The organism is Sinomonas gamaensis (genome assembly GCF_005876955.1).
Lineage (GTDB): Bacteria > Actinomycetota > Actinomycetes > Actinomycetales > Micrococcaceae > Sinomonas > Sinomonas gamaensis.
Window position 1 is genome coordinate 191,562 of sequence record NZ_SSCL01000007.1, and the last position, 22,310, is coordinate 213,871.

Here is a 22,310-nt window from a genome sequence, read left to right on the forward strand (position 1 = left end):
TCCATGACTGTCTCGTCCCTCGACCCCCACACCGCGCTCGTCGTCGTCGATCTCCAGAACGGGATCGTCAACCGGCCGCAGCAGTCCCGCACCGAAGACGTGCCGCTCATCGCGGAGGTGGTGTCCCGCAGCAAAGCCCTCGCCGACGCGTTCCGCGAGCGTGGCCTGCCGGTGGTCCTGGTCAACGTGGCCGGCGCGCCCTCAGGGCGAAACGAGACCCCACGCCGGCTCCCCGCTGACGTTCCCGCCGAGTACTTCGCGCTGGTCGATGGCCTCAACACTTCCGAGGAGGACATCCTCGTGACGAAGCGGAGCATCGGTGCGTTCGCGACCACGGACCTCGACGCGATCCTCCGCGACCGCGGGGTGACGCAGCTCGTCCTCACGGGCATCGCCACGAGCATCGGCGTCGAGTCCACCGCGCGGAACGCGTACGACCTCGGCTACAACGTCGCCTTCGCCGTCGACGCCATGACCGACCTCAATGACGGCGCCCATGCCCACGCCGTCTCGGCCGTCTTCCCGCGGATCGGCGAATCAGGCACGACCGAGGAGATCCTCGCCCTCCTTGCGGGGAGGGAATGACGACGGCGCCCACCGCCAGCGCTGGCCGAGGGCCCTTCGGCGTCCGGTACCTCGGGCCGCTGCTGCTCGGCTCGACGCTGAACCCGATCAACAGCTCGATGATCGCCACAGGCCTCATCGCGATCGGCGGCGAGTTCCGGCTCGGGCCGGGCCAGACGGCGTCGCTCATCTCGGTGCTGTACCTGTTCAGTTCCGTCATGCAGCCCACCATGGGCAAGCTCGCAACCCTCTTCGGCCCTCGCCGGGTGTTCCTCTCGGGGACCCTCATCCTGCTCGTGGCGGGCTTTATTGGCGCGTTGGCGCCGTCGTTCGGGTTCCTGCTCGTCTCCCGCGCCCTGATCGGGATCGGCACCTCCGCCGCCTACCCGACCGCGATGGCGCTGGTCCGCGCACGCGCCGACGCGCACGGCGTCGGGGTGCCGAGCCGGGTGCTCGGGGCCTTCTCCATCGCCGCCCAGGTGACGATCGTCGTCGGCCTCCCGCTCGGCGGGATCCTTGTGAGCACGCTCGGATGGCGAGCCCTGTTCAGCGTGAATATCCCGCTCGCGCTCGTCACGCTCGCGGCGGCGCTCACCGGCGTCGAAAGTGATACGGCTCGGGCCCGCGCGTCGTGGCGCGGGCTGGCCAAGGCCCTCGACCTGCCGGGCATCGCGCTCTTCGCGGACGCCGTCGTCGCCCTCCTGACGTTCCTCGCCCGGCTCGACAACCCGCCCTGGTGGGTCGCCATCGCCGCGCTCGCGGTCTCCGTCGTGTTCGTCTGGTGGGAGCGGCGCACGGCGAGCCCCCTCATCGACGTCCGTGCGCTCGCGGCCAACGGCCCGCTCCAGCGGACGTATTCGCGGCAGCTCCTCGTGGGGCTCGGGATGTACGCGTGCATGTACGGCATGAGCCAGTGGATGGAGCAGGGCCGCGGGCTCGACCCCGCCGCGGTGGGGGCCATCATGGTGCCGCTCTCGCTCGTGAGCGTGGTGGTCGCGCGGCTCGTGTCGCTCCGCGGCTGGGTGCGCGTGCCCCTCATCCTCGCTGGCGTCGCCCTGGTGGGGACCGCGCTCGTCATGGCCGCGGCGGACGCCGGCACTCCGCTCGCGCTGCTCCTCGTCATGACGAGCCTCCTGGGCCTCACGAACGGCTTCGCGGGATTCGCGAACCAGACGGCGCTGTATGTGCAGTCGCCGGCCGACGGGATCGCGGTGGCCGCGGGCCTGTACCGGACCTTCGCCTATATGGGCGCGATCTTCTCCTCGAGCCTCATCGGGCTCGTGTTCGGCGGGCGGGCGACGGATTCCGGATTCCACGCCCTCGCGTGGGTGCTCGCGGGGATCGGCGGGGCCGTGCTCATCATGACGCTCGCGGACCGCAGGATCCCGAGCATCGCCGGCTGAATCCGCGACTCGTCGGCGCCCGCTGGCGTACGCTCGTGCCATGCCGAAGAGCCGCACGCGCAAGCCCAAGAGCCAATCCACGAGCCCCGCCGACCGGCGGCAGCGCCGGGTCGACGCACTCATCGACGGGCTGGCCGACGACTACGCCGCCTGGGCCCTCGGAACCCCGGAGGCGGACGAGGTCGGCGAAGCCGGCCACGCGGACCTTGAGGCCTTCGCCCGCGCGCAGCTCGAGTCGGTGAAGACGTTCTACCTGCTGCTCGGGGCCGGGGAGAAGCCCTCGCCGGGGCTCCGCATTGAACCGACTCTGGTGCAGGACGCGCTCGACGCGATGCTCGACACCGACGACCTCGACGATCTCCGCTACTACATCGGCACGCTCGTCGACTGGCTCTCGTTCCTCGAGGAGACGCAGCGCTGGGAGGGGAGCGCGGAGGACCTCGAGGCCGTGAGCGAGTTCCTCGACGCCGAGGCGGAAGCCGCGGGCGGCATCGTGGATATCGGAGGCGGCCCCGGGGACTCGGTGCCACGCCGGGAGCCCACCGAGGAGGAGGCACTCGAGTTCGCCACGTCGTCGCCCCTCGTGCGGCACGCGCGAGCCCTGCTCGACTGGGTCGGCGAAGGCCGCGCGGTCGCTGCGGACGGCGCCCTCACGCCTGCGGAGGCCACCGAGGCCGCTGCCTTGGTGGGAAACGGTGCCGCGGACCCGGCCCGCCGCCTCGCGCGTCTCTGGACAAGCCTGCGCAACGCCGAACTGATTGAGGTCGACGACGTTGCCGCCGACGACGACAGCGGCAGCACCGCGCGGCTCGGCGAGGACGCCGCACGCCTCGGCACCGGCGACGCCTTCGGGCGGCTCGAGGCGCAATTCCTCGCGACGGAATTCATCATCACGACCTGCGACGCGGCCGGCCACGGGCCGGACTCACAGCGCGTGGCGGTGGTCGAGGCCCTCGCGACCCTGCTCAGCCGAGCCGTCCTGGAGGACCCGGTGCCGCTCTCCGCCGTCGAGAATCTGGCCGTGGAGGCGCCCGAGGGGGCGGACGCCGCAAAGCTTCAGACCGTCGCCGTGCTGCTCACCGACGAACTGCGCGAGCTCGCCGCCCTCGGCCTCGTCGATCTCCACCAGGGCCTGGTCGACGTGCCGACCGCGGCGCTCGACGCCGTCTACGACGCCTTCGAGGCCCCGGAAGGCGACGAGGACTGGGAGGACGAGGTCTAGCCGGCGTTCCCCTCCTGGCGCCGCACCCGCTCGATGTGCGGGCGAGCCCTCTCGAGGCCATGCTCGAGCGCCTCGACCGTGCTCTCCATGCTCTTGGCCGCCTGCGAGCGGAACGTGTCGATGGCATCCATCGTCTGGTAGAGGTTCGAGAACGCCCGCTCGAGGGTCTCGACCGAGACCCCGGAGCTCGTGGCCTGCTGATGGATGCGGGCGGTCTGCTCCTTGAGCATCTCCGACGTGCGCAGGATCATCGCGTTGGTCGTGGTGTTGATCGCGTCGATCTGGTCGAGGACGAGCTTCTGGTTCGAGAGGGCCTGGGCCGTGATGACGGCCGTCCGCAGGGCCGAGACCGTCGTTGCGCGGGCCCTGTCGACTCCCTTGATGAGCTCGGTGTTGTTCTTCCGGATCACGTCGATAGCGAGGTACCCCTGCACCGACACGGCGAGCTGCGTCAGGATGTCCTGACGGCGCTGCCGCACGGGGAACAGGACGTCCGCCTCGAGCTGCTGCGCGTGCTCGGCCTGGCCCTTGGCCCGGACCTCGCCGATCTTCTGCACTGTGGCTCGGTCGAGTTCCTCCGCGAAGACCGCGTACTCGGAGAGCTGCTGCATGACCTCCCACAGGTTCTGCTTCTCCTGGGCCAGGGCCGCGTTGTCGCGGAGCAGCTCGTCCTGGCCGGCCATGAGGGCCTTGATGATCTTGTCCAGCTGGGTCTGCGCCGACTCGTAGCGCTGGAAGTACTTGGCCACCTTCTTGCTCCCCGGGACAAAGCCCAGGATCTTGCGGCCGGTGCTCAGATCGGCACGGTTCGGCGTGAGGCTCTCAACCGTGCCCCGCAGCTCGCCGAGGGTCGACGCGACGTACGTCTGAGCCGTGTCGCCGGACTTCTTGGCTCCTCTGATGGACGTCGACGCTCGATCCAACAGGCGCCCCGACGCGTCCGACGACGCGATCATCTCGCGCCCACCGACTTTGTTGATGCCCTCGACTTTGCGCGCGAACTCGGGACTGCGCGAGTCCAGGGACGCCACCTCAGCCACCCAGGCCTTTGCCTGCCCGGCGATCTGGGCCTGCCGGTCGGGGGCCACGGGGACCATCCCGGGCGCCTCCTCCTCCTTCACCACGGGCGCTGCCTCAGGGGCCTGCAGCACGAGGGCTTCCTCGCTCGGATCAGGAGGGGTCAGAGGGGTGCTCATGTGCGTTCTCCTTGTCGCTGCCTGACGGTCGCTGCCCGACTGGCTCAGGCTATCTCGCCAAACGGGGGAGCGTGAGGGGAGGTTCCCGAGGCGCGTTTTCGCGAAACCCCGGAGTACCGCCGAGACCCCCCACTGCAACCGTGGGTCTCGGTGGGTTCCGTGGGTTTCGCGAAAATGCTGCAAGGTACTTGTCCACATACGGCTGACCTCGACGGAGCTGAGGCGCCCGGAGCTGGCAGATTCAGGTCATGGAGCTCCCGCTGCCTCACCCTGGACCGTGGCTGGCCTCGCAGTTGACCGACCGGTTCGGCGCAGCGAACCCGCCCGACCGGTTGGCCGTGAAAGGTCAGCTCGTCCGAATTCGACGCGGTGCCTACTTCGACGCTCGCGTCTGGGCGGAGCTCTCCGCTGAAGAGCGGCATCTGGCGGTCTTGGCTGCTCATTACGAGGAGATGACGCGACGCGGGGAACCCCAGTACACGTACAGCCACCTCAGCGCCGCCCGCCTCCATGGACTTCACCTCTGGAACGTGGACGGAAGTATTCATCTCACGATGCAAAAATGCCCAGGACGGAGCGGCCGTGCGAGTGACGTCCGCGTGCACAGCGGAGTTGTGCTGCCTTCCGAGCAGCACACCCTTCGCGGGCTGCCGACGACGTCCCTTGAGCGCACCCTCGTTGATTCCACCCGCCTGATGCGCCGGGGTCAGGCCCAGATTCTGATGGACCACGGGCTGAGGCTAGGGGCAGACCCGTCGGCGGTCGCCAATATTCTGTCGCATGCCCAGGGACAGCGCGGTATACGCATTGCGCGTGCTGCGTGGGAGATGGCCTCTGGTCTCTGCGAATCGCCGGGTGAGAGTCTCCTCCGCCTCTTGCTCACCCGCATGCCGTTCACGATGCCAGAGCAGCAGGTCGAGGTCTCCACTCGGCTCGGCCGGTATCGCCTTGATTTCGCCTGGGTGAAGCTGAAGATCGGGCTAGAGTTCGACGGCGACGTCAAGTACTTCGCGTTCGGCCCCACGGCTGAAGCGCTCGTCCGCGAGCGGAAACGTGAGCGTGCCCTCATGGAGGAAGGATGGATCCTCCTGAGGATCGAGTGGCGCGACTTGTTCGACGAGGCTGCCCTTCGCGGACGCATCGCAGCTGCGATCAGGTCCGCAGCCTGACGAAACCCCTGGGGCGCACCGAAACCCCCGACGCGGGCCGGGGGTTTGGGTGGATTCCTGGGGTTTCGCGGGAGGCGGGGGGCCCGGGCGGGTGGGGCGGAGCGGGGCCCCGGTAGACTGGGCTGCCGTGCCAGAACCAGCCCCGACCCGTCCCCGCCCTGCCCTTGCGGCCTCGGCGGCGATGCTCGGGAAGCTCGCCGAGCTCGAGGCCCTGACGAAGGGGCCGGCCTGGGCACTCACTCGTTCAGCCCCGTGGGTCATCGCGGCTCTCCAGACGGCCTTCACCCGCAACCGGCCGCACGTCGAGCTCGAGACCTTCCACGACGAGCTGGACGACTTCCTTGCCGAGCTCCGTGCCCGGGACGCGGCCACCGGAACGTCGAGCACGGCCGGGACGCTGAGCGGCCGCCTCGTCGCCGACGACTGGACCCGCCGCCGCTTCCTCGCCCGCAGGGCCCAGGGAGGGAGGATCGTGTACGAGCTCACGGAGGCCGCGGCCCGCGTGCTCGCCTTCCTCGATTCGCTCTCGTCGGATCGTTCGACCCTCACCGGCTCGCGCCTCGGCACGCTCCTCGCCGACGTCGAGAAGCTGGCGCAGGAGACGAACCCGGACACGAGCGCGCGTGTCGAGGCGCTCGAGACCGAGATCGGTGAGCGACGTGACATGATCCGGGGCCTCGAGTCCGGGGAACTGGACGCTGCGCTCGACCCGGACAACGCCGTGGAGGCGGCAGAGAACATCCTCGACCTCGCGGCCGGGCTGCCTGCCGACTTCAAGCGCATGCGCGACCGCATCGAGGAGTCCGTGGGCCAGCTCCGCAACCAGATCATCGAGGAGTCGCTCAGCAAGGGCGCGACCATGGCCCAGGTGCTCGAGGCGGACCGGCGACTGCGCGAATCGAGTGAGGGGCGCACGTTCCGGTCCTTCACGGCGTTCCTCGAGAACCCCGAGCAGCAGCTCCGCTTCCGCTCCGCCATCGCCGAGGTGCTGTCGCGGGACTTCGCGGATCGGCTCGATGCCGAAGAGCGGCAGACGCTGCGCAACCTCGTCGCCGAGCTCCGCGACCAGCACTCGGAGATCCAGGGCATCTACGGCAAGCTGTCCGAGAGCCTCAACACCTACGTCCAGAGCGATGACTACCGGCAGTCGGTGCGCCTCCGCGACGCGATCCGACAGGCCGAACGGGCAGTCCGCCAGCTGCCCTACCAGCGCGAACAGCCCGCCTTCGCGCCCGCGCCCGAGCTGTATGGCGCGGAATTCGACTCCCTCGCGATGGTCAAGCTCTTCGACCCGGACGAGTACGTGGCGCCACCGCGTCTCGCCGAGCCGATCAGGTTCGGAGAGGAGGACCGCGTCCGCTCGGCCCGCACCGGCAAGGCGAACGCGGCGGTACTGAGGCAGGCGTTCGACGTCGCCCTCGCCGCCGACGGCGGTCGCCTCACCGCCGGTGGCGTGTGGCGGGAGCTTCCCCCCGAGGAACGGCACATCAACACGATCCGCGCACTGCTCGGCGAGCTGCTGCATCGGGGCGCGACCTTCGGCGCCGAGGCCGGAGACGGCAGCGCGGCGTGGGAGGCGCTCGACTTCGAGCAGGTCGACGGTTCAGCGCGCCGCGCATACGTCCCTGTGGTGGATCTCAAGGAAAGGGAAACTCGATGAGCGAGCCGGCCGCGGTGAATGCCGCTGCATTGTTCGACGGCGATACCGGCATCCTTCCTCTGCGCGTCCGCCAGGCACTTGTGCGCCTCCTCAAGGGGCCGTACCTCGACGGTGCCCGCGACGAACGCCTGTGGACAACGCTGGTCGACAGCCAGGACGTGCTGCGCTCGCGCCTGTCCGAGCTGTTCCTGAGCCTGTCGATCGACCATGAGCGGAAGATCGCCGTCGTCCGCCCTGTCGACCCCGAGCTCCTCGGGACGGCCTCGCGCGCAACCATCCTCCGGCAGCAGCGTGCCCTCAGCCGCGTCGAGACGATCCTCCTCCTGCGGCTCCGGCTCCTGCTCGATCGGCACACGACAGCCCAGACGGAGCCGACGGTCACGCTCGAGGAGCTGGCCGACGTCGTCGCGCACTACCAGCCCGCCGACCAGCGGGACGCGCTCCGCGACGCGGACACCGTGGCCCGCGCCGTGCAGAAGCTGCAGGCGCGGCGCCTGCTCCTGCCGACCGCGCTCGACGACGTGTACCTGATCTCGAATGCCCTGCCGCTCGCGCTGCCGTTCGAGAGCGTCGGGGACATCGCACGCCACCTGGAGGCGCTGGCCGAGCGGCCCGACTTCGGCGACACGGGGCCCGACCTCGGCGACACGGGGCCCGACCTCGGCGAGGACGAGGGCGACGACGACGGCACCGAGGAGCTGCCCCTATGAGCATCGCGACCATGCTCCCGATCGACGACCAGATCAATCCCGGCCAGTTCCGGCTGAGCCAGGTCCAGATCGTCAACTGGGGCACGTTCCACGGCGCCCACACGATGCACGTGGACCGGGCGGGAACCCTGCTGACGGGCAATTCGGGCGTCGGGAAGTCGACGCTGTTCGACGCGATCGCCCGCGTCTTCGATGCCCGCCCGCGCTCCAACGAGGCGGCGGCCGCCAGGACGGGCCAGAGTGAGGACCGCCGCACCACCTTCACGTACATGCGCGGCAAGGTCGGCGACGTCGCGGTGGGGGAGACCCAAGCGAGCGCGTTCCAGCGGCCGGGGGCGACGTGGAGCGCCGTGGCCCTCACGTTCGACAACGCGGCCGGAACCCGCTGCACGCTCACCGCGCTGTTCGATCTTCCGAAGAACGGCACAGAGTCAAGCCTCGGACGGTTCTACATCATCGACTCCGTCCCGCTCGACGTCCGGGCCCTCGAGGGCATCGCGGACCGGCGCTTCACGCGCGGCGCCCTCGAGGGACTGTTCCCGGGCGCGCAGGTCTTCGACGTGCACAAGAACTTCGCGGAGCGCTTCCGTCGGCTCCTCGGCATCTCATCGGACCAGGCCCTTCCCCTGTTGAGGGTCATCCAGGCGGGCAAGGGGCTCGGCGGGAGCGTCAACAGCTTCTTCCGGGACCAGGTCCTCGACCCGCCGCAGACCCTTGCGGCTGCCGATCAGGTGGTCGAGGAGTTCAGCAATCTCATGTCGATCCGGCAGCGGCTCGAGGATGTCCGGCAGCAGCGCGACCAGCTCGCGCCCGTTCCGGGCCTCAACCAGCAGTACGCGCAGGCGCTCCTCGAGGCGAACCGCCTCCGCGACCTTTCGGGCTCCGCGTTCGAGCGCGTCCGCCAGCAGCATGCGGTGTCGATCCAGGAACGGATCTCGGCGCGCGCCGCTGATGCCGCGCAGTCGAAGGCCGCCGAGCTTGCCGCCGAGCGCAAGACCCGCGACGCGCTCGCGAAGCACCTGCGGGAACTCGAGGCCGAGTACAGCAACGCGGGCGGCAACCAGATCAGCGCTCTCGAGCAGCAGGTAGAGAACGCGCGCGTGGGCCTTCGGCTGCGGCGCGAGGTCGAGGCCGCGGCGCGCCAGGGGATGGACGAGGCCGGCCTGCAGCTTCCTTGGTCGGCCGAGGGGTGGGCGGCTGCCCACCAGGAGGCTGCGGCGGCGGGCGAGTTGCTCGAGGGGGATTCTGCTGCGCTGCGAGAGGCCCGCTTCGAGGCCTTCGACGCGCATGCGGCCGCCAAGCGGGATCTCGCCCAAGCCCGCCGCGAGCTCGAGTCGATGGCCGCGCGCAAGAGCCTGCTGCCGCCGTCGTCCGTGGAAAACCGGTCCGCGATCGCGGAGGCGACCGGAATTCCCGAAGAGGCGATGCCGTTCGCAGGCGAGCTGATGGACCTTGCGGAGGGCGAGGAGCGGTGGCGGCCTGCCGCGGAGCGGGCGCTGCGGTCGCTTGCGACGACGATGCTCGTCCCAGGCGAGCACTTCGCCGTCGTCGTGCGGTTCCTCGACGAACATGCGATCCGGGGCGCGCTGCGCGTGGTCGACCTCTCGGTGCCCGTGCCGGGCGCGGCGGCGGCGCTCGGCGACGTCCGCGGTGACGACCTGCTCACGAAACTCCAGATCCTTGAAGGGGAGGCCGGGACCTACGTCCGCGAGCGCATTGCCGTGGACTTCGCGTACCCGTGTGTGGAGGATCCCGACGAGCTCGCGCGGCTCGACCGCGGGCTGAGCCTCGGGGGAGTCGTGAAGCGCCATCGCGGGACGGTCGAGAAGGATGACCGCTTCGCGTCCCGCCAGGACTGGGTGCTCGGCTTCGACAACGCGGCGAAGGTCGCTGACCTGACAGCCCGCATCTCCGACCTCGAGGCCACCCTCGAACAGGCGGCTGAGGCGGCCCAGGCGAGTGAGGACTCGCACCAGGGCATGGCCCGCCGCCTTGAGGCACTGCGGCGCGTCGCCTCCGACCAGCGGGCGTGGGAGGAGGTCTCGGCCGCAGTGGCCGAGGACGAGCTCCGGCGCGCCGAGCGGCGGCTCGAGGACGCCCGCGCGGCGCAGGCAGACCTCGAGCCCCTTCGGGCGAAGGTCGAGGAAGCGCGGGCCGACCACCAGGCCTCCACCGAGGCGGCGGCCGTCCTGCAGAGCGAGCACCGGCACCTCGACGCGGCTGCGACCGCCGCGAGCCGCCTCCTCGAGGCGGCGCGGGCGCGGCTCGAGGAGGCTCCGCCGTCGGAGAACGAGGTGGAATCCCTCGCGTCCTACTTTGAGCCAGCGGCCGAGCTCACTGAACTGCACGCGCTGGACGCGCTTGCTTCCGACGTCCGCGCGCGGCTCCTCGAGGAGCTGCATGTGGCAGAGAGCCGGGGGCAGGCTGCGGCCGAGCGGCTCACGCGCATCTTCGAGGGGTTCGAGCGCGAATGGGGGCCTGGCGTGTCAGCGGACCACGGCGTCTCGGTGGCCGCCGCCGGGGCGTTCGAGGCGCGGTACCACGAGATCGTCTCGGACGGGCTTCCGGCTCAGGAGGCTGAATTCCGCCGGTTCTTCCAGCAGCGCACCCATGAGTCGTTCAGCACGCTCCTGCACCTCCTCGACGAGGAGCGCCGGGCCATTTCGGCCCGCATCCTGCCGCTCAACGGCATCCTCGGAGGAGTCGGCTTCCACGAAGGCAGCTACCTCGAACTCGACATCAAGCAGACCGTCCCTGCCTCCGCGCGCCAGTTCAAGGACGCGATTGTCTCGGCCCTCAAGGCGCGGCACGCGGGCGACGGCGGGGGCTCACCCGGCGAGGATGTGCTTGCCACCCGCTACAAGACCCTCGAGACGCTGGTGAAGCGCCTCGGTTCACACACCCCGGAGGACCGGCGCTGGCGGGCCGAAGTGCTGGACGTGCGGACGCACGTGTTCATCTCGTGCAAGGAGCACCGCGCCGTTTCGACTCCCGAAGGGACGCGCGACGAGGTCTTCGTGCACTCCGACACCGGGAGCATGTCCGGCGGCGAGCGGCAGCGCTTCACCGCGTTCATCATGGCCGCCGCGCTCAGCTACCAGCTGGGGATCGCGGAGCAGGGCTTCACCACGTACGGAACCGTGATGATGGACGAGGCGTTCGTCCTCGCGTCCGAGGAGTTCGCGGGGGCCGGCATCTCGGCGCTGCACGAGTTCGGCTTCCAGCTCCTGCTCGCTGCCCCGGAGAACGTCATCGACCTCTCACGCCACCTGGGCTCCGTCACCGAGATCCTCCGCGACAAGCGCACCAACCGCTCGGGCCTCCTCGAGTCGGCGTCGGCGGACGGTGCGCCGGTCTCGCAGGCCAACCCGGTGGACATCGTCCTCCGCACGCCAGTCGGCTGACAGGACCAATGACCGGGGAAGCTCGTTAACCTGTACGTCGCCCGGGCGTTGTCCGAGCGTGGCCGAGGCTGCCTACAGTGCCCGAGTGGGTGGACGCGTTCGACGGCGGTTTGTTGCCCTTGGCGACTCCTTCACCGAGGGCGTGGGCGATCGGAATCCGAACCTGCCCAATGGCGTCCGCGGCTGGGCGGACAGGGTCGCGGAGAAGCTCGCGAAGCACGAGAAGGGCTGGGAATACGCCAACCTCGCGATCCGCTCGAAGCGGCTCCGCCACATCATCGACGAACAGCTCGAGCCAGCGCTCGCGCTCGAGCCCACGCTCATCACCCTGTATGCGGGCGGCAACGACCTCCTCGACGTCGGCACGGACATGGACCGGCTTCTCGAGGACTACACCGGCCTCGTGGACCGGCTGGCCGGCACCGGCGCGACGCTCGTGCTGTTCACGGGCTACGACGTCAAGGTCAACCCGCTGCTCGAGCCCCTGCGCCGGCGCAACTGGCAGTACAACGCACGGGTGCGCGAGCTCGCCCGCGAACACGGCGCAGTCCTCGTGGACTACTGGTGCTTCGACGAGTACAACGACAAGCGCATGTGGGATTCCGACCGGCTGCACATGTCCACGACAGGCCACAAATTCCTCGCGCGGCAGGTTCTGGCGCATCTCGGGGTGCCCACGTCGTTCAAGCCCAAGGCCTGGGAGCCGCTCGAGCCGCGGAATGCGCGCGAGTGGCTCGCCGCGCAGCGGGAGTGGATGAACGATTGGGTCGTCCCGCTCATCGGACGGAAGCTGCGCGGGGTCACCCTCGGCGACTCCCTCCTCCCGCGGTGGCCCGAGCCGGTGAAGGTGCCACGGAAGGGCGGCCTCCGCCGCTACGTGGTCGAGCATCCGGAGGTATTGGAGGGGCGTAGGCTGGCCTAATGCCGTTGCCTGCCCTGAATCGTTCCGGCAATCTGAGCACGGCATGGCTGCTCGTCCTCGCTTTCCTCGCGATGACGGCCCCCTTTGCCACCGACCTGTATCTTCCGGGGTTCCCCCGCGTCCAGCAGGACTTCGCCGCGACGGCCTCGGGCGTCCAGCTCACACTGACGGGGTTCCTGATCGGCATGGCGTTCGGGCAGCTCGGATTCGGCGCCCTCTCGGATCGGCACGGCCGGATCGTCCCGCTTCTGTGCGGCAACGTGCTCGCGCTGGCGTCGTCGGCCCTCGCGGCCGCGGCGCCGTCAATCGAGGTGCTCGTCGCGGCGAGGCTCGGGCAGGGGCTCGGCGGGGCGGCCGGGGTGGTGATCGCCCGGGCCATCATCGTGGACCTCACGCACGATTCCGAGACGGCCCGGACCATGAGCCTCATGATGACGGTCGGTGGGATCGCCCCGATCCTCGCCCCCTCCATCGGCGCGTTCCTTCAGGGGCCTTTCGGGTGGCGTGGGGTGATGTGGACGCTCGCCGGGCTGTTCGCGCTCATGATGTGCGCCGTCGCCCTCGTGTTCGGCGAGACGCGACCCCCTGAAGAGCGCCACGGCGCGAGCCTCCTCGGGGGCCTCGCGCAGGTCGTCCGCGTGCGGCGCTACCTCCTGTTCGCGGCCCTGTTCGCCACGACGTTCGCGGTCATGATGACCTACATCTCCGCGTCGAGCTTTGTGTACCAGAACGTGATGGGGTTCAGCGCGGTCGGCTACGGCCTCGCGTTCGGCCTCAACGCCGCGGGCCTCATCACGTCCGGCTACATCTCCTCCCGGCTGGCGCGCACCGTGGGGCCGCTGCGGACGGTTCGGGTCGCGGTCCCCACGCTGTTCGCGTTCTGCGTCCTGACGCTCGTCGTCGCTCTCCTCCCCGGTCCGCGCTGGCTGCTCGCCGTGCCGATCTGGCTCGCCGTGACCACGGTCGGGTTCATCATGGGCAACTCGACCGCCCTCGCGCTGGGCGCCGTGCGGCACGTCTCCGGCAGTGGCTCCGCGGGCCTCGGCTTTGCCCAGTTCGTCTTCGGTGCGCTGGTGTCGCCGCTTTCCGGGATCGGTGGCGCGGACACGGCGCTCCCGATGGCGGTGCTGATGACGATGGCGGGCGGCGTCGCGACACTGCTTCTCGCCATGGCATCTCGGCGGGCACGCGTCCTAGCCGGCCAGCAGGAACGCGACGAGTCCGACGAGCGGCAGTGACGCCTGGCCGATCGCACTGCGCCATAGCCGCGGCTCAGTCACGCTGAGCCAGGGGCCAAGGAGCAGGTGCGCCCCCAGGGCGAAGAGCACGATGCCCACTCCCGCGGACCGCGCCGAGGGGCCATCTGCATTCACGAGCCAGAGGCCGATCGCGAGGCCGAGGGCAGTCACGATGTTGTACGCGCCCACGTTCATGGCCCACATGCGAACGGCGGATTCCTCGCCGGGCTCGATGTAGAACATCGAGTGGAAGCGCTGGTCGCGGTGGAAGAAGATCTCGAGGATCCCGACGGAGACGAGCGTGAGCGCGAAGAGTCCGGCGGCGAGCTGGGTGACGGGGTTCATGGCGGCCTCCTGGGCCGAGTGCCGATAAACTAGTCAGAAAGACTGACTAATTATGGGCTCGTCCCGAGCCGGAAGACAAGGGAGGGGATGGACTCGGAAGAGCTGAATATCGGCCTCCTGCTTCGCTTCCCATACCGTGCGCTCGAGGACCGGATCTTCGCTGCACTCGCGAGGGCCGGCTTCGACATCACTCCGGCGCAGGCAAGGCTCTTTCGGCGCGTGGCCCCGGAAGGCTCGCGAGTGACCGATCTTGCAGAGCGGGCGCGGGTCACCAAGCAGACGGCGAGCGTGCTTGTCCAGGGTCTCGTGGATGCCGGCTACGCCGAGCGGTTCCCCGACCCCAAGGACGCCCGGGCGTCGCTGGTCCGGGCGTCTGCACTCGGACTGCAGGCCGCGGCGGTCGTGGACGCCGAGATCGCCCGAGTCGAGGCCGAATGGAGCAGGGCGATCGGTCCGACCCGGTACGCCCGCCTGCGGCGCGACCTCGGGGAGCTCGTCCGGCACCTGCAGGGTTGAGCGCGCTACGCAAACGCAACCCGACCGTCGTCATCCGCCGCTAGACTCACCTCGACCGCCTCACGCCGCGCGAAGGAGCACGACCATGACTACTTGGCGGATCCGGGACTTCCACCCCTCCGACCTGGACGGCATCCTCCACCTGTGGAGCGCGATGACCGAGTCCGGGATCGAGCCCGTGTACTCGCTCTCCGAGGTGCTCGCGAGCTGCCAGGCGGACTATGCGGTCATCGCGGTCCAGGGCGAAGACATCGTGGGAGCCGCCGTCGGCCGCGCGGCGCATGAGCAGGGGTGGATTGTCTTCCTCGCGACCCTTCCCGAGTGGCGAAGCCGGGGGATCGGGACGGCGCTGCTCGCGGCGCTCGAGCACCGCATGGCGCCCCTCGGGCTCACCAAGCTGTCCGCTCTCATGCCGGACACAGAGAAGCGGATCAACGCGTTCCTCAACCGCGGCTTCAAGGACGTCAAGAACCTGCGCTTCTTCGAGCGCCAGATCCCGGTCCAGCGCGCGGAGCTGGAGCCGCTGGCCCAACTGGGCGGCCGGGTGCTGCCGCGCGACCTCTGGGAGAACGTGGCCGGGATGCAGCGTGAGAAGCAGCTGCTCGAGCGGCGACTCGTGCTCCCGCTCGCGCAGGCCGAGCTCGCGGACGAATTCGGCGTGGTGCCGCCGCGCGCCGTCGTCCTCTTCGGCCCTCCCGGCACCGGCAAGACGACGTTCGCCAAGGCGATCGCGTCCCGGCTCGAGTGGCCGTTCGTCGAGGTGTTCCCGTCCCGCCTCGCCGCCGACTCGGAGGGCCTCGCCGGCGCCCTGCGGCGCACGTTCCTCGAGATCTCCGAGCTCGAGCACGCGGTGGTGTTCCTCGACGAGGTCGAGGAGATCGCCTCCCACCGAGCGGGCGACCCGCCGAGCCCCAACCAGGGCGTCACCAACGAGCTCCTCAAGATCATCCCCGCGTTCCGCGAGCAGCCCGGCCGGCTCCTGGTCTGCGCGACCAACTTCATCCGCGCGCTCGACTCCGCGTTCCTCCGGCATGGGCGGTTCGACTACGTCATCCCCATCGGCCTTCCGGATGCCGAGGCGCGCCGGGCCATGTGGCAGAGGTTCATCCCCACGGCGGTCGTCGGGGACGTGGACGTCGAACTGCTCGTCGAGCGCACGGAGGGCTTCTCGCCCGCCGACATCGAGTTTGCGGCCCGCTCGGCGTCACAACGCGCCCTCGAGAAGGCGGTGTATGCGCCCGCCGGGGAGGTCAAGACCACGGGCCGCCGCGGCCCCACGACCGAGGATTACCTCGAGGCCGTCGCCGAGACGAAGACGACGGTGAGCGAGGAGGTTGCTGCGGACTTCCTCGAGGACATCGAGCAGCTGGCACGCGTGTGACGTCGGTTCTGTCCCGCGGGTCAACCGTGGCAGAGTGTTCCGCATGACTGGAGCCCTCTTGAAGGCCGCCCACCGCGTCGGGGACCGGGTGCATGCCGCTCAGACGGCAGCGGCGCGCAGACTCGGCTTCATCCCGCAGATCGTCGCCTTCCGCGGCTACGGCACCACCTCCCGTGTCCGGATCCTCGCTCGCGTCCTCTACGGCCCGCCCGGGCTGCATGAGCTCGGGGCGAATACGACGACGGCGCCCTCCCGAGGGCGCGACCGGTCCCGCGACGTCGGGTGGGCCGAGCCGCCCACACCGAGCGGCTGGACGGGGACCGAAGACATCCGTGGCTGGCGCGCCTTCACGAGTGTGCCCATCGAGTACGCGGCGGTGACGATCGAGCTCGACGGCCAGACGGCGACGGTGCGCGCGGATTTCGGCGGGGTGATCGACGCGATGGTCTCCGCGTCCCTCGAGCCGGGGTGGCACCCTGTGAAGCTGACGGCGGAAGGCATGGAGCCCGCCGTCGGGCAGGTCTTGATCGTGGACCCGGCGGCGACCTTCGGCATTGTGTCCGACATCGACGACACCGTCATGGTCACCGCGCTCCCGCGGCCGTTCCTCGCCCTGTGGAACACCTTTGTGCTGAGCGAGCGGGCGCGCACACCCACCCCCGGGATGTCCGTGCTCCTCGACCGGCTTGCCGCCCGCCACCCGGCGGCCCCCATCGTGTACCTCTCGACCGGCCCGTGGAACGCGGCGCCCACGCTCTCGCGCTTCCTCGGCCGAAACCTGTACCCGGCGGGCCCTCTCCTGCTCACTGACTGGGGGATGACGGCGGACAGCTGGTTCCGCAGCGGCCGCGAGCACAAGGCCAGGAACCTTGCGCGCCTCGCGGCCGAGTTCCCGGACCTCAAGTGGCTCCTCATCGGCGACAACGGCCAGCACGACGAGTCCATCTACGCGGAATTCGCGCGGCGTCATCCGGAAAGTGTCGCGGCCGTGGCGATCCGCGAGCTCTCCGCCGGCGAGGCCGTGTTCTCCGGCGGCACGACGCACGACGGGCGGCCGACACCGGTCCCCGGTACCCCATGGGCGTCCGCACCCGATGGTGCCGGGCTCGCGGAGCAGCTGGAGAAGTTCGGGCTCCTCTGAGCGCTACACGCGCACGACTTCCGGGCCGCCGAGCGGTTCGAGGACGTCGAAGTCGCCGTCCTGAGTGACAACCGGTAGTCCGTTGGCCAAGGCCACGGCTGCGATCCACAGGTCATTCACGTTGGCGCGCAGGCCTTCCTCTGCAAGTCGGACCCGGAGACGGGCCCACTCGCCGGCCGCCGCCGAATCGATGGGCAGCGGAAGTAGACTCTGGGCGACCTGGAGGGTGCTGAGGCGACGTGCGCGGGTGGCGGTGTCGTGAGCGGCGAGTACCCCCGTGTTGAGCTCGGCGAGGGTCACAACGCTGACGCTGAGCTCATCGGGAAGGCGTTCGACGTCGAGTGGCCGCCCCGACTCTTTCGCGATGAAGAGGCTCGTGTCTGCCAAGCCCACGCGATGTCGAGTCACGTCAGGGGGCCAAGATCGTCGGTCGTATCCCCGGCCAGACGATCCAGGTCGTCGCGAAGGGATGGATCTGCCTGAGCCGTCAGCAGCCGTTCGGAGAACTCATGGCGGGGAATCGTCCTGCGAAGCCGGGACCGAAGGGGAACGATCTCGGCAACGGGTTCGCCGTTGACCGTCACCGTCACGCTGTTCCCCTGGGAGACGTCGTGCAGCACCCGAGCCGTGTGATTGCGTAGGTCACGGGACGCCACTGTGCTCATGGGGCCCACTGTAGCACTTTTGCCACACCCTGAGTTTGAGGGCCCAACCCTTGCCCTCCCGGCACCTCCCGTAGTGAGAATGGCCCATGACGGTCCTCATGCGGTCCCTTGAAACTGCTGTTCCTTCGACGGTGCTGAAGCAGGCGGAGGCCCGCGACGTCTTCGCCGCGCAGGAGGGCCTCACGAGGCTGGGCACACGCTTGGTGACCACGTGCTTCGATGCCGCGGCCATCGACACCCGCCACTCCGCCGTCGCCGAATTCTCGTGGGACCTGCCCGAGACCCAGCCCGACTTCTTCGACTCCTCGACCGGGCGCATCCTCAACCCCAGCACCAAGACCCGCAACGACCTGTTCGTCCGCGAGGCCACGCCGCTCTTCGTCGACACGGCGCGGCGAGCGCTCGAATCGGCAGACGGCGTCGCGCCCGAGGATGTCACCCACGTCATCACGGTCTCCTGCACGGGCTTCTTCAATCCCGGCCCCGACTACCGGATCGTCCGCGAACTCGGCCTGCGCCCCTCCGTGCAGAGGTACCACCTCGGGTTCATGGGCTGCTATGCCGCCTTCCCAGCCCTGCGCGCAGCCAAGCTCTTCTGCGAGGCCGACCCGACCGCCGTCGTCCTCGTCGCCATCGTGGAGCTGTGCACGCTCCACGTCCGCAGCTCGAACAACCCCGACACCATCTTGGGTGCGTCGCTCTTCGCGGACGGGGCGGCGGCCGCCGTCGTCACCGCGCGCGACCTGCCGCTCACGCGCCCAGCCCTCAGCCTCGACGCGTTCGAGACCACGCTCACGCCGGTCGGCGAGGAGACGATGGCGTGGAACATCGGGGATCAGGGCTTCGAGATGGTGTTGGGCTCGTACGTGCCGCACATCATCGACGACCACATCACCGGCGCCCTCGCACCGCTGCTGGCCGGCGACCCCATGCTCGCCGGGCGCCCGTACCACGGCATCGAGCACTGGGCCATCCATCCGGGCGGCCGCAGCATCGTGGACAAGGTGGTCACGCGCCTCGGCCTGAGCGAGGCCCAGGCCGTTCCGGCACGCGAGACGCTGCGGGAGTTCGGGAACATGAGCAGCGCGACGATCATGTTCGTCCTCGAGCGCATCCTCGGCCTTCCGCGGGCGACCGGCGGAGCGGACGACGACGGCGGCCCCGGTGCCGAGCGGGTGTGCGCCATGGCCTTCGGGCCGGGCCTGACGGTCGAGACGGCCCTCCTGACCCGCGTGCACCCGTGACGCATGGGGACGAACAGCATGACGTAGTCATCGTCGGTGGCGGCCCCATCGGGCTCTGCCTCGGCGTGCTCCTCGCGCAGGGCGGCAGCGACGTGGTGGTCCTCGAAGGCCGCGCCGAGCGCACGAACCACTCGCGCGCGATCGGCATCCACCCACCCGGGCTGCGCGTGCTCGCTGCCGCGGGCGTGGCCGACGCGCTGGCGGCGCAGGGGGTGGCCATTTCCCGTGGGGCGGCCCGGTCTCGGGGCCGTCCTGTGGCCGAGCTGGCGTTCGACCCCCCGGTCCTCGCCGTCCCCCAGTGGCGCACCGAAGAGACCCTCGAGGCTCGGCTGGCCGCGCTGGCACCGACTGCGCTGCGCCGGGGCGTGCGGGTGCTGGGCTTAGCTGGGGTCGGCGGTGGCGGCGCGACCGTGCGGGCAGCGGGTGCCGACGGGGAACCGAGGCTCTTCCGCGGCCGGTGGGTCGTGGCGGCCGACGGCGCCCGCTCGCCCCTGCGCGCCGCGCTCGGCATCCCGGTCCGAGAGCGGGCCTATCCGGACGCGTACGTGATGGGGGACTTCACGGACCAGACAGCCGACCGATCGGCCGCCGTACTGTACCTCGAGCCCGGGGGCATCATCGAGTCGTTTCCGCTTCCCGGTGGGGTGCGACGTTGGGTCGTCCACACGGACACGCTTGTGACAGACCCGACCCCGAAGGCCCTCGCGGCTCTCATCGCGCAGCGGACGGGAGCCGTCGTGGATCCCGCCTCGAGCACCATGCTGAGCTCCTTCACTGTCCGCGAGCGGCTCGCCGCGTCGATGCGCCGTCACCGCGTGGTGCTCGTCGGAGACGCGGCGCACGAGGTCAGCCCCATCGGCGGGCAGGGCATGACTCTCGGCTGGCTAGACGCCGAGGCCTTCGCCCCGCTGCTCGCGGACCCCGCGCACGACGGCTGGCCTGAGCTGTGGGACGCGGCCGAACGCGAACGACGGCAGGCCGCGGCCGAGGCCGCCCGTCACGCCGCGCTCAACATGGCGCTCGGCCGCTCGCTGCCGCCGAAGGCCATGACTGCGAGGAACCAGGTCTTCCGGGGTCTGTACCGCTTCCCGCCGTTGCGCTCATGGACGGCGCGGCGCTTCACCATGCAGACGTGACGGCGCAACGGGGTCCAGGATCCAGGGCGTCCTCGGCAGGGCCGACGGCGAGAACACCGCAAGCGCTTCCGGCAGCGTGCCGGGCAGCCCGACCGACTCGAGGAGGAGCGCCGTCACCTGCTCGGCGGAGACCCCCTCGGCGGCGAGAGCGGCGAGCGTGACGGCCCCGTCCCGCTTCGCGAGCCGCCGTCCAGCGGCGTTGAGCACCAGCGGGACGTGCGCGTACTCGGGCACCCGGTACCCGAGGAGTCCCGCGAGGTACGCCTGCCGCGGAGTCGAGGGGAGGAGGTCGTCGCCGCGCACCACCTGGTCCACGCCTTGGGCGGCATCGTCCACGACGACGGCGAGGTTGTACGCGACCACGCCGTCGTTGCGCCGCAGCACGAAGTCGTCCACGACACCGACGTACCGTCCGTGCAGCACATCTGTGACGGCCCACTCGGTGACCGCGGCGCGAAGGCGGATGGCCGCGGGACGCTCGGCCCGCCGTCGTACGCGCTGCGCCTCGGTGAGGTCGCGGCAGGTTCCCGGGTACGCGCCCTGCGGCGCGTGGGGTGCGCTCGGAGCCTCCTGGATCTCCCGGCGGGTGCAGTAGCACTCGTAGGTGAGGCCGGCGGCGGCGAGCCGGCCGAGGGCCTCCTCGTAGACCGGGGTGCGCTCGGTCTGCCGCACCACGTCGTCGTCCCAGTCGAGCCCGACTGCCGCGAGGTCCCGCAGCTGCACCGCCTCCGCGCCAGCGCGCGCCCGGTCCAGATCCTCGACGCGCACCAGGAAGCGACGCCCGCTCGACCGTGCGAAGAGCCACGCGAGGAGCGCTGTCCTGAGGTTGCCGAGGTGGAGCTCGCCCGAGGGGCTGGGAGCGAAGCGGCCGGCGGCAGTCATGCCCTTAGGGTAGCCACCCCCCAAGCTCCGCCTATGCTTGGTATCCGTGACGGAACCACGCTGGCTCTCGGCCGAGGAGCGCCGGGCGTGGCTGGCCCTCCTGAGCGTGACCACGCTCCTGCCGGCAGCCCTCGACGCCCACCTGACCTCCCTCGGCAAGCTCTCGCTCTTCGACTACGACGTCCTCGCCATGCTGAGCGAGGCCGACGGCCGTGCCCTGCCCATGAAGGAGCTCGCGGCGCGGACTTCGGCCTCGCTCTCGCGGCTCTCGCACGTCGTCTCCAAACTCGAGAGCCGCGGCTGGATCGATCGTCGGCCTCATCCCGACGACGCCCGCGTCACCACGGCGCACCTCACCGACCTCGGGTGGGAGACCATCGTGGATCTCGCGCCGGAGCACGTGGAGCGCGTGCGGGAAATCGTGTTCGACGGGCTCGACGACGACGACGCCAGCCGCCTCGCGGACATCGCCGAGAAGATCGTGGCGCAGCTCGACGACGCCTCGTGGATCTTCCGGGATACCGTGCGCGATCCGCAGCTGCCATGCCCGAAGCATCGGGACGCGCCGCTCGCCCAGCAGGCCGACGACGGCGGGAGCGCGGCATGAGCGAGACGTTCACCAGGCGCTGGGTCGCACTGGGGGATTCCTTCACCGAAGGTGTGGGCGATCCGGATGCCTCGCGTCCGAACGGAGTCCGCGGTTGGGCCGACCGGGCTGCTGAGCAGCTGCAGGCCGCAGACCCCGGTTTCGGGTACGCGAACCTCGCGATCAGGGGAAAGAAGCTCCGGCAGGTGCTGGCCGAGCAGCTTGAACCGGCCCTCGCCCTCGAGCCCACGATCGTGACCGTATACGCGGGAGCGAACGACATCCTGCGGCCGAAGGTGGACATCGACGGCCTGCTCGAGGAGTACGACGCCGCGATCGCCCGCCTGCAGCAGTCGGGCGCACAGGTGCTCCTGTTCACGGGCTTCGACGCCGGATCGTCGAAGGTGTTCGGCGCCATGCGCGGCCGGACGGCCATCTACAACGAACAGGTCCGCTGGATCGCGGACCGGCGCGGCGCCACGCTCGTGGACTACTGGCGTTTCCACGAGTTCCAGGACTGGCGCATGTGGGCCGAGGATCGCATGCACATGTCCGCGCTCGGCCATGCGACCATGGCCAACCGGGTGCTGGGCGTGCTCGAGCACGAGGGCCTCGTGGACCTTCCGGACGTCCCCGAGCTTCCGGTCCTCAGCGTCCGCGAGCGGTTCAGGGCCAATGCGGCGTGGGCACGGGAGTTCGCGGGGCCGTGGATCATGCGCCGCGTGACCGGACGGTCCTCGGGGGACGGCATGAGGCCGAAGTATCCGGAGCTCACCAGGCTCTGACCTCTGCGCTCCTGCTTGGGCTCAGGACTTCGAAGCAACGCCTGCGATGATTTCGGGGCATGAGCTGAGGAGTCGCATGGAGCGTAGGGAGCTGACCCCTGAGGATCGGCTGATGATCCAGGCCGGGATCGGGAAGCGGAT

Annotated in this window: 20 protein-coding genes and 1 pseudogene; 16 read left to right on the forward strand and 5 right to left on the reverse strand. The window is 70.2% G+C overall.

Annotation, left to right across the window (positions count from 1 at the left end; genetic code table 11):
* Positions 1-3: 3 nt before the first annotated feature.
* From E5679_RS11720 to E5679_RS11730, 3 genes are read left to right on the forward strand one after another with little or no spacing between them, the layout of a single operon-like run.
* Positions 4-585 (forward strand): isochorismatase family protein, encoded by a 582-nt coding sequence (locus tag E5679_RS11720; RefSeq protein WP_138415992.1) that lies wholly within the window; start codon positions 4-6, stop codon positions 583-585.
* Positions 582-1,967 (forward strand): MFS transporter, encoded by a 1,386-nt coding sequence (locus E5679_RS11725; RefSeq protein ID WP_138415994.1) that lies wholly within the window; start codon positions 582-584, stop codon positions 1,965-1,967. The genes E5679_RS11720 and E5679_RS11725 overlap by 4 nt, the downstream gene beginning before the upstream one ends.
* 40 nt (positions 1,968-2,007) lie before the next feature.
* Positions 2,008-3,189, forward strand: a complete 1,182-nt coding sequence (locus tag E5679_RS11730) for a hypothetical protein (protein WP_138415996.1) — start codon at positions 2,008-2,010, stop codon at positions 3,187-3,189.
* Here the strand turns inward: E5679_RS11730 and E5679_RS11735 are convergent.
* Positions 3,186-4,385: a toxic anion resistance protein gene (locus tag E5679_RS11735; protein ID WP_138415998.1), complete on the reverse strand. Its 1,200-nt coding sequence runs from the start codon at positions 4,383-4,385 to the stop codon at positions 3,186-3,188. The two genes, E5679_RS11730 and E5679_RS11735, sit on opposite strands and share 4 nt — an antisense overlap.
* Positions 4,386-4,633: 248 nt before the next feature.
* On the opposite strand from E5679_RS11735, the gene E5679_RS11740 reads away from it, so the two are divergent.
* The 6 genes from E5679_RS11740 (at position 4,634) to E5679_RS11765 (ending at position 13,488) form a co-directional block, all read left to right on the forward strand.
* Positions 4,634-5,554: a hypothetical protein gene (locus E5679_RS11740; RefSeq protein WP_138416000.1), complete on the forward strand. Its 921-nt coding sequence runs from the start codon at positions 4,634-4,636 to the stop codon at positions 5,552-5,554.
* Positions 5,555-5,735: 181 nt separating this feature from the next.
* A complete protein-coding gene (locus E5679_RS11745; protein WP_138416064.1) occupies positions 5,736-7,214 on the forward strand; it encodes a DUF3375 family protein in 1,479 nt (492 codons plus the stop codon).
* Positions 7,211-7,924, forward strand: coding sequence for a DUF4194 domain-containing protein (locus tag E5679_RS11750; protein ID WP_138416002.1), 714 nt, complete (start codon positions 7,211-7,213; stop codon positions 7,922-7,924). Before E5679_RS11745 ends, E5679_RS11750 begins: the two co-directional genes overlap by 4 nt.
* Positions 7,921-11,328, forward strand: coding sequence for an ATP-binding protein (locus tag E5679_RS11755; RefSeq protein ID WP_138416004.1), 3,408 nt, complete (start codon positions 7,921-7,923; stop codon positions 11,326-11,328). The genes E5679_RS11750 and E5679_RS11755 overlap by 4 nt, the downstream gene beginning before the upstream one ends.
* Before the next feature lie 85 nt (positions 11,329-11,413).
* Positions 11,414-12,250 (forward strand): SGNH/GDSL hydrolase family protein, encoded by an 837-nt coding sequence (locus tag E5679_RS11760; RefSeq protein ID WP_138416007.1) that lies wholly within the window; start codon positions 11,414-11,416, stop codon positions 12,248-12,250.
* The gene (locus E5679_RS11765; protein WP_138416009.1) at positions 12,250-13,488 is read left to right on the forward strand and encodes a multidrug effflux MFS transporter; all 1,239 of its coding nucleotides are present in this window, start codon (positions 12,250-12,252) and stop codon (positions 13,486-13,488) included. The genes E5679_RS11760 and E5679_RS11765 overlap by 1 nt, the downstream gene beginning before the upstream one ends.
* On the opposite strand, the gene E5679_RS11770 is transcribed toward E5679_RS11765, so the two are convergent.
* Positions 13,444-13,833, reverse strand: coding sequence for a DUF1304 family protein (locus tag E5679_RS11770; RefSeq protein WP_138416011.1), 390 nt, complete (start codon positions 13,831-13,833; stop codon positions 13,444-13,446). The genes E5679_RS11765 and E5679_RS11770 overlap by 45 nt on opposite strands.
* A gap of 87 nt (positions 13,834-13,920) precedes the next feature.
* Between E5679_RS11770 and E5679_RS11775 the strand changes: the two genes are divergently transcribed.
* From E5679_RS11775 to E5679_RS11785, 3 genes are all read left to right on the forward strand, one after another.
* Positions 13,921-14,349 (forward strand): MarR family winged helix-turn-helix transcriptional regulator, encoded by a 429-nt coding sequence (locus E5679_RS11775; protein ID WP_171042350.1) that lies wholly within the window; start codon positions 13,921-13,923, stop codon positions 14,347-14,349.
* An 85-nt stretch (positions 14,350-14,434) separates the two neighbouring features.
* Positions 14,435-15,730: an ATP-binding protein gene (locus E5679_RS11780; protein WP_138416013.1), complete on the forward strand. Its 1,296-nt coding sequence runs from the start codon at positions 14,435-14,437 to the stop codon at positions 15,728-15,730.
* A gap of 43 nt (positions 15,731-15,773) precedes the next feature.
* A complete protein-coding gene (locus E5679_RS11785; protein ID WP_138416015.1) occupies positions 15,774-16,871 on the forward strand; it encodes an App1 family protein in 1,098 nt (365 codons plus the stop codon).
* Positions 16,872-16,874: 3 nt separating this feature from the next.
* On the opposite strand, the gene E5679_RS11790 is transcribed toward E5679_RS11785, so the two are convergent.
* Entirely contained in the window at positions 16,875-17,279 is a 405-nt protein-coding gene (locus tag E5679_RS11790; protein ID WP_249336089.1) for a type II toxin-antitoxin system VapC family toxin, read from the reverse strand.
* Positions 17,276-17,536 carry a type II toxin-antitoxin system Phd/YefM family antitoxin gene (locus tag E5679_RS11795; RefSeq protein WP_138416017.1) on the reverse strand — a complete coding sequence of 87 codons (261 nt, stop codon included), beginning with the start codon at positions 17,534-17,536 and terminating at the stop codon, positions 17,276-17,278. The genes E5679_RS11790 and E5679_RS11795 overlap by 4 nt, the downstream gene beginning before the upstream one ends.
* Before the next feature lie 86 nt (positions 17,537-17,622).
* On the opposite strand from E5679_RS11795, the gene E5679_RS11800 reads away from it, so the two are divergent.
* Positions 17,623-18,780, forward strand: coding sequence for a type III polyketide synthase (locus E5679_RS11800; protein WP_138416019.1), 1,158 nt, complete (start codon positions 17,623-17,625; stop codon positions 18,778-18,780).
* Positions 18,777-19,916 carry an FAD-dependent oxidoreductase gene (locus E5679_RS11805; protein WP_138416021.1) on the forward strand — a complete coding sequence of 380 codons (1,140 nt, stop codon included), beginning with the start codon at positions 18,777-18,779 and terminating at the stop codon, positions 19,914-19,916. Before E5679_RS11800 ends, E5679_RS11805 begins: the two co-directional genes overlap by 4 nt.
* On the opposite strand, the gene gluQRS is transcribed toward E5679_RS11805, so the two are convergent.
* Positions 19,881-20,798, reverse strand: a complete 918-nt coding sequence (gene gluQRS / locus E5679_RS11810) for a tRNA glutamyl-Q(34) synthetase GluQRS (protein ID WP_138416023.1) — start codon at positions 20,796-20,798, stop codon at positions 19,881-19,883. The two genes, E5679_RS11805 and gluQRS, sit on opposite strands and share 36 nt — an antisense overlap.
* 46 nt (positions 20,799-20,844) lie before the next feature.
* Here gluQRS and E5679_RS11815 point away from each other — a divergent pair.
* Positions 20,845-21,321, forward strand: a pseudogene (locus tag E5679_RS11815) (MarR family winged helix-turn-helix transcriptional regulator); the annotation flags it as partial.
* 80 nt (positions 21,322-21,401) lie between these two features.
* Positions 21,402-22,169, forward strand: a complete 768-nt coding sequence (locus tag E5679_RS11820) for an SGNH/GDSL hydrolase family protein (RefSeq protein ID WP_138416027.1) — start codon at positions 21,402-21,404, stop codon at positions 22,167-22,169.
* Positions 22,170-22,310 lie beyond the last annotated feature (141 nt).

Bases quoted from the DNA above. Each gene is read 5' to 3' on its own strand.
- E5679_RS11770 (WP_138416011.1), bottom strand. From the start codon at position 13,833: ATGAACCCCGTCACCCAGCTCGCCGCCGGACTCTTCGCGCTCACGCTC.
- E5679_RS11795 (WP_138416017.1), bottom strand. From the start codon at position 17,536: ATGAGCACAGTGGCGTCCCGTGACCTACGCAATCACACGGCTCGGGTG.
- E5679_RS11755 (WP_138416004.1), top strand. From the start codon at position 7,921: ATGAGCATCGCGACCATGCTCCCGATCGACGACCAGATCAATCCCGGC.
- E5679_RS11745 (WP_138416064.1), top strand. From the start codon at position 5,736: ATGCTCGGGAAGCTCGCCGAGCTCGAGGCCCTGACGAAGGGGCCGGCC.
- E5679_RS11720 (WP_138415992.1), top strand. From the start codon at position 4: ATGACTGTCTCGTCCCTCGACCCCCACACCGCGCTCGTCGTCGTCGAT.
- E5679_RS11750 (WP_138416002.1), top strand. From the start codon at position 7,211: ATGAGCGAGCCGGCCGCGGTGAATGCCGCTGCATTGTTCGACGGCGAT.
- E5679_RS11820 (WP_138416027.1), top strand. From the start codon at position 21,402: ATGAGCGAGACGTTCACCAGGCGCTGGGTCGCACTGGGGGATTCCTTC.
- E5679_RS11780 (WP_138416013.1), top strand. From the start codon at position 14,435: ATGACTACTTGGCGGATCCGGGACTTCCACCCCTCCGACCTGGACGGC.
- gluQRS (WP_138416023.1), bottom strand. From the start codon at position 20,798: ATGACTGCCGCCGGCCGCTTCGCTCCCAGCCCCTCGGGCGAGCTCCAC.
- E5679_RS11735 (WP_138415998.1), bottom strand. From the start codon at position 4,385: ATGAGCACCCCTCTGACCCCTCCTGATCCGAGCGAGGAAGCCCTCGTG.
- E5679_RS11775 (WP_171042350.1), top strand. From the start codon at position 13,921: ATGGACTCGGAAGAGCTGAATATCGGCCTCCTGCTTCGCTTCCCATAC.
- E5679_RS11725 (WP_138415994.1), top strand. From the start codon at position 582: ATGACGACGGCGCCCACCGCCAGCGCTGGCCGAGGGCCCTTCGGCGTC.
- E5679_RS11740 (WP_138416000.1), top strand. From the start codon at position 4,634: ATGGAGCTCCCGCTGCCTCACCCTGGACCGTGGCTGGCCTCGCAGTTG.
- E5679_RS11800 (WP_138416019.1), top strand. From the start codon at position 17,623: ATGACGGTCCTCATGCGGTCCCTTGAAACTGCTGTTCCTTCGACGGTG.
- E5679_RS11730 (WP_138415996.1), top strand. From the start codon at position 2,008: ATGCCGAAGAGCCGCACGCGCAAGCCCAAGAGCCAATCCACGAGCCCC.
- E5679_RS11765 (WP_138416009.1), top strand. From the start codon at position 12,250: ATGCCGTTGCCTGCCCTGAATCGTTCCGGCAATCTGAGCACGGCATGG.
- E5679_RS11785 (WP_138416015.1), top strand. From the start codon at position 15,774: ATGACTGGAGCCCTCTTGAAGGCCGCCCACCGCGTCGGGGACCGGGTG.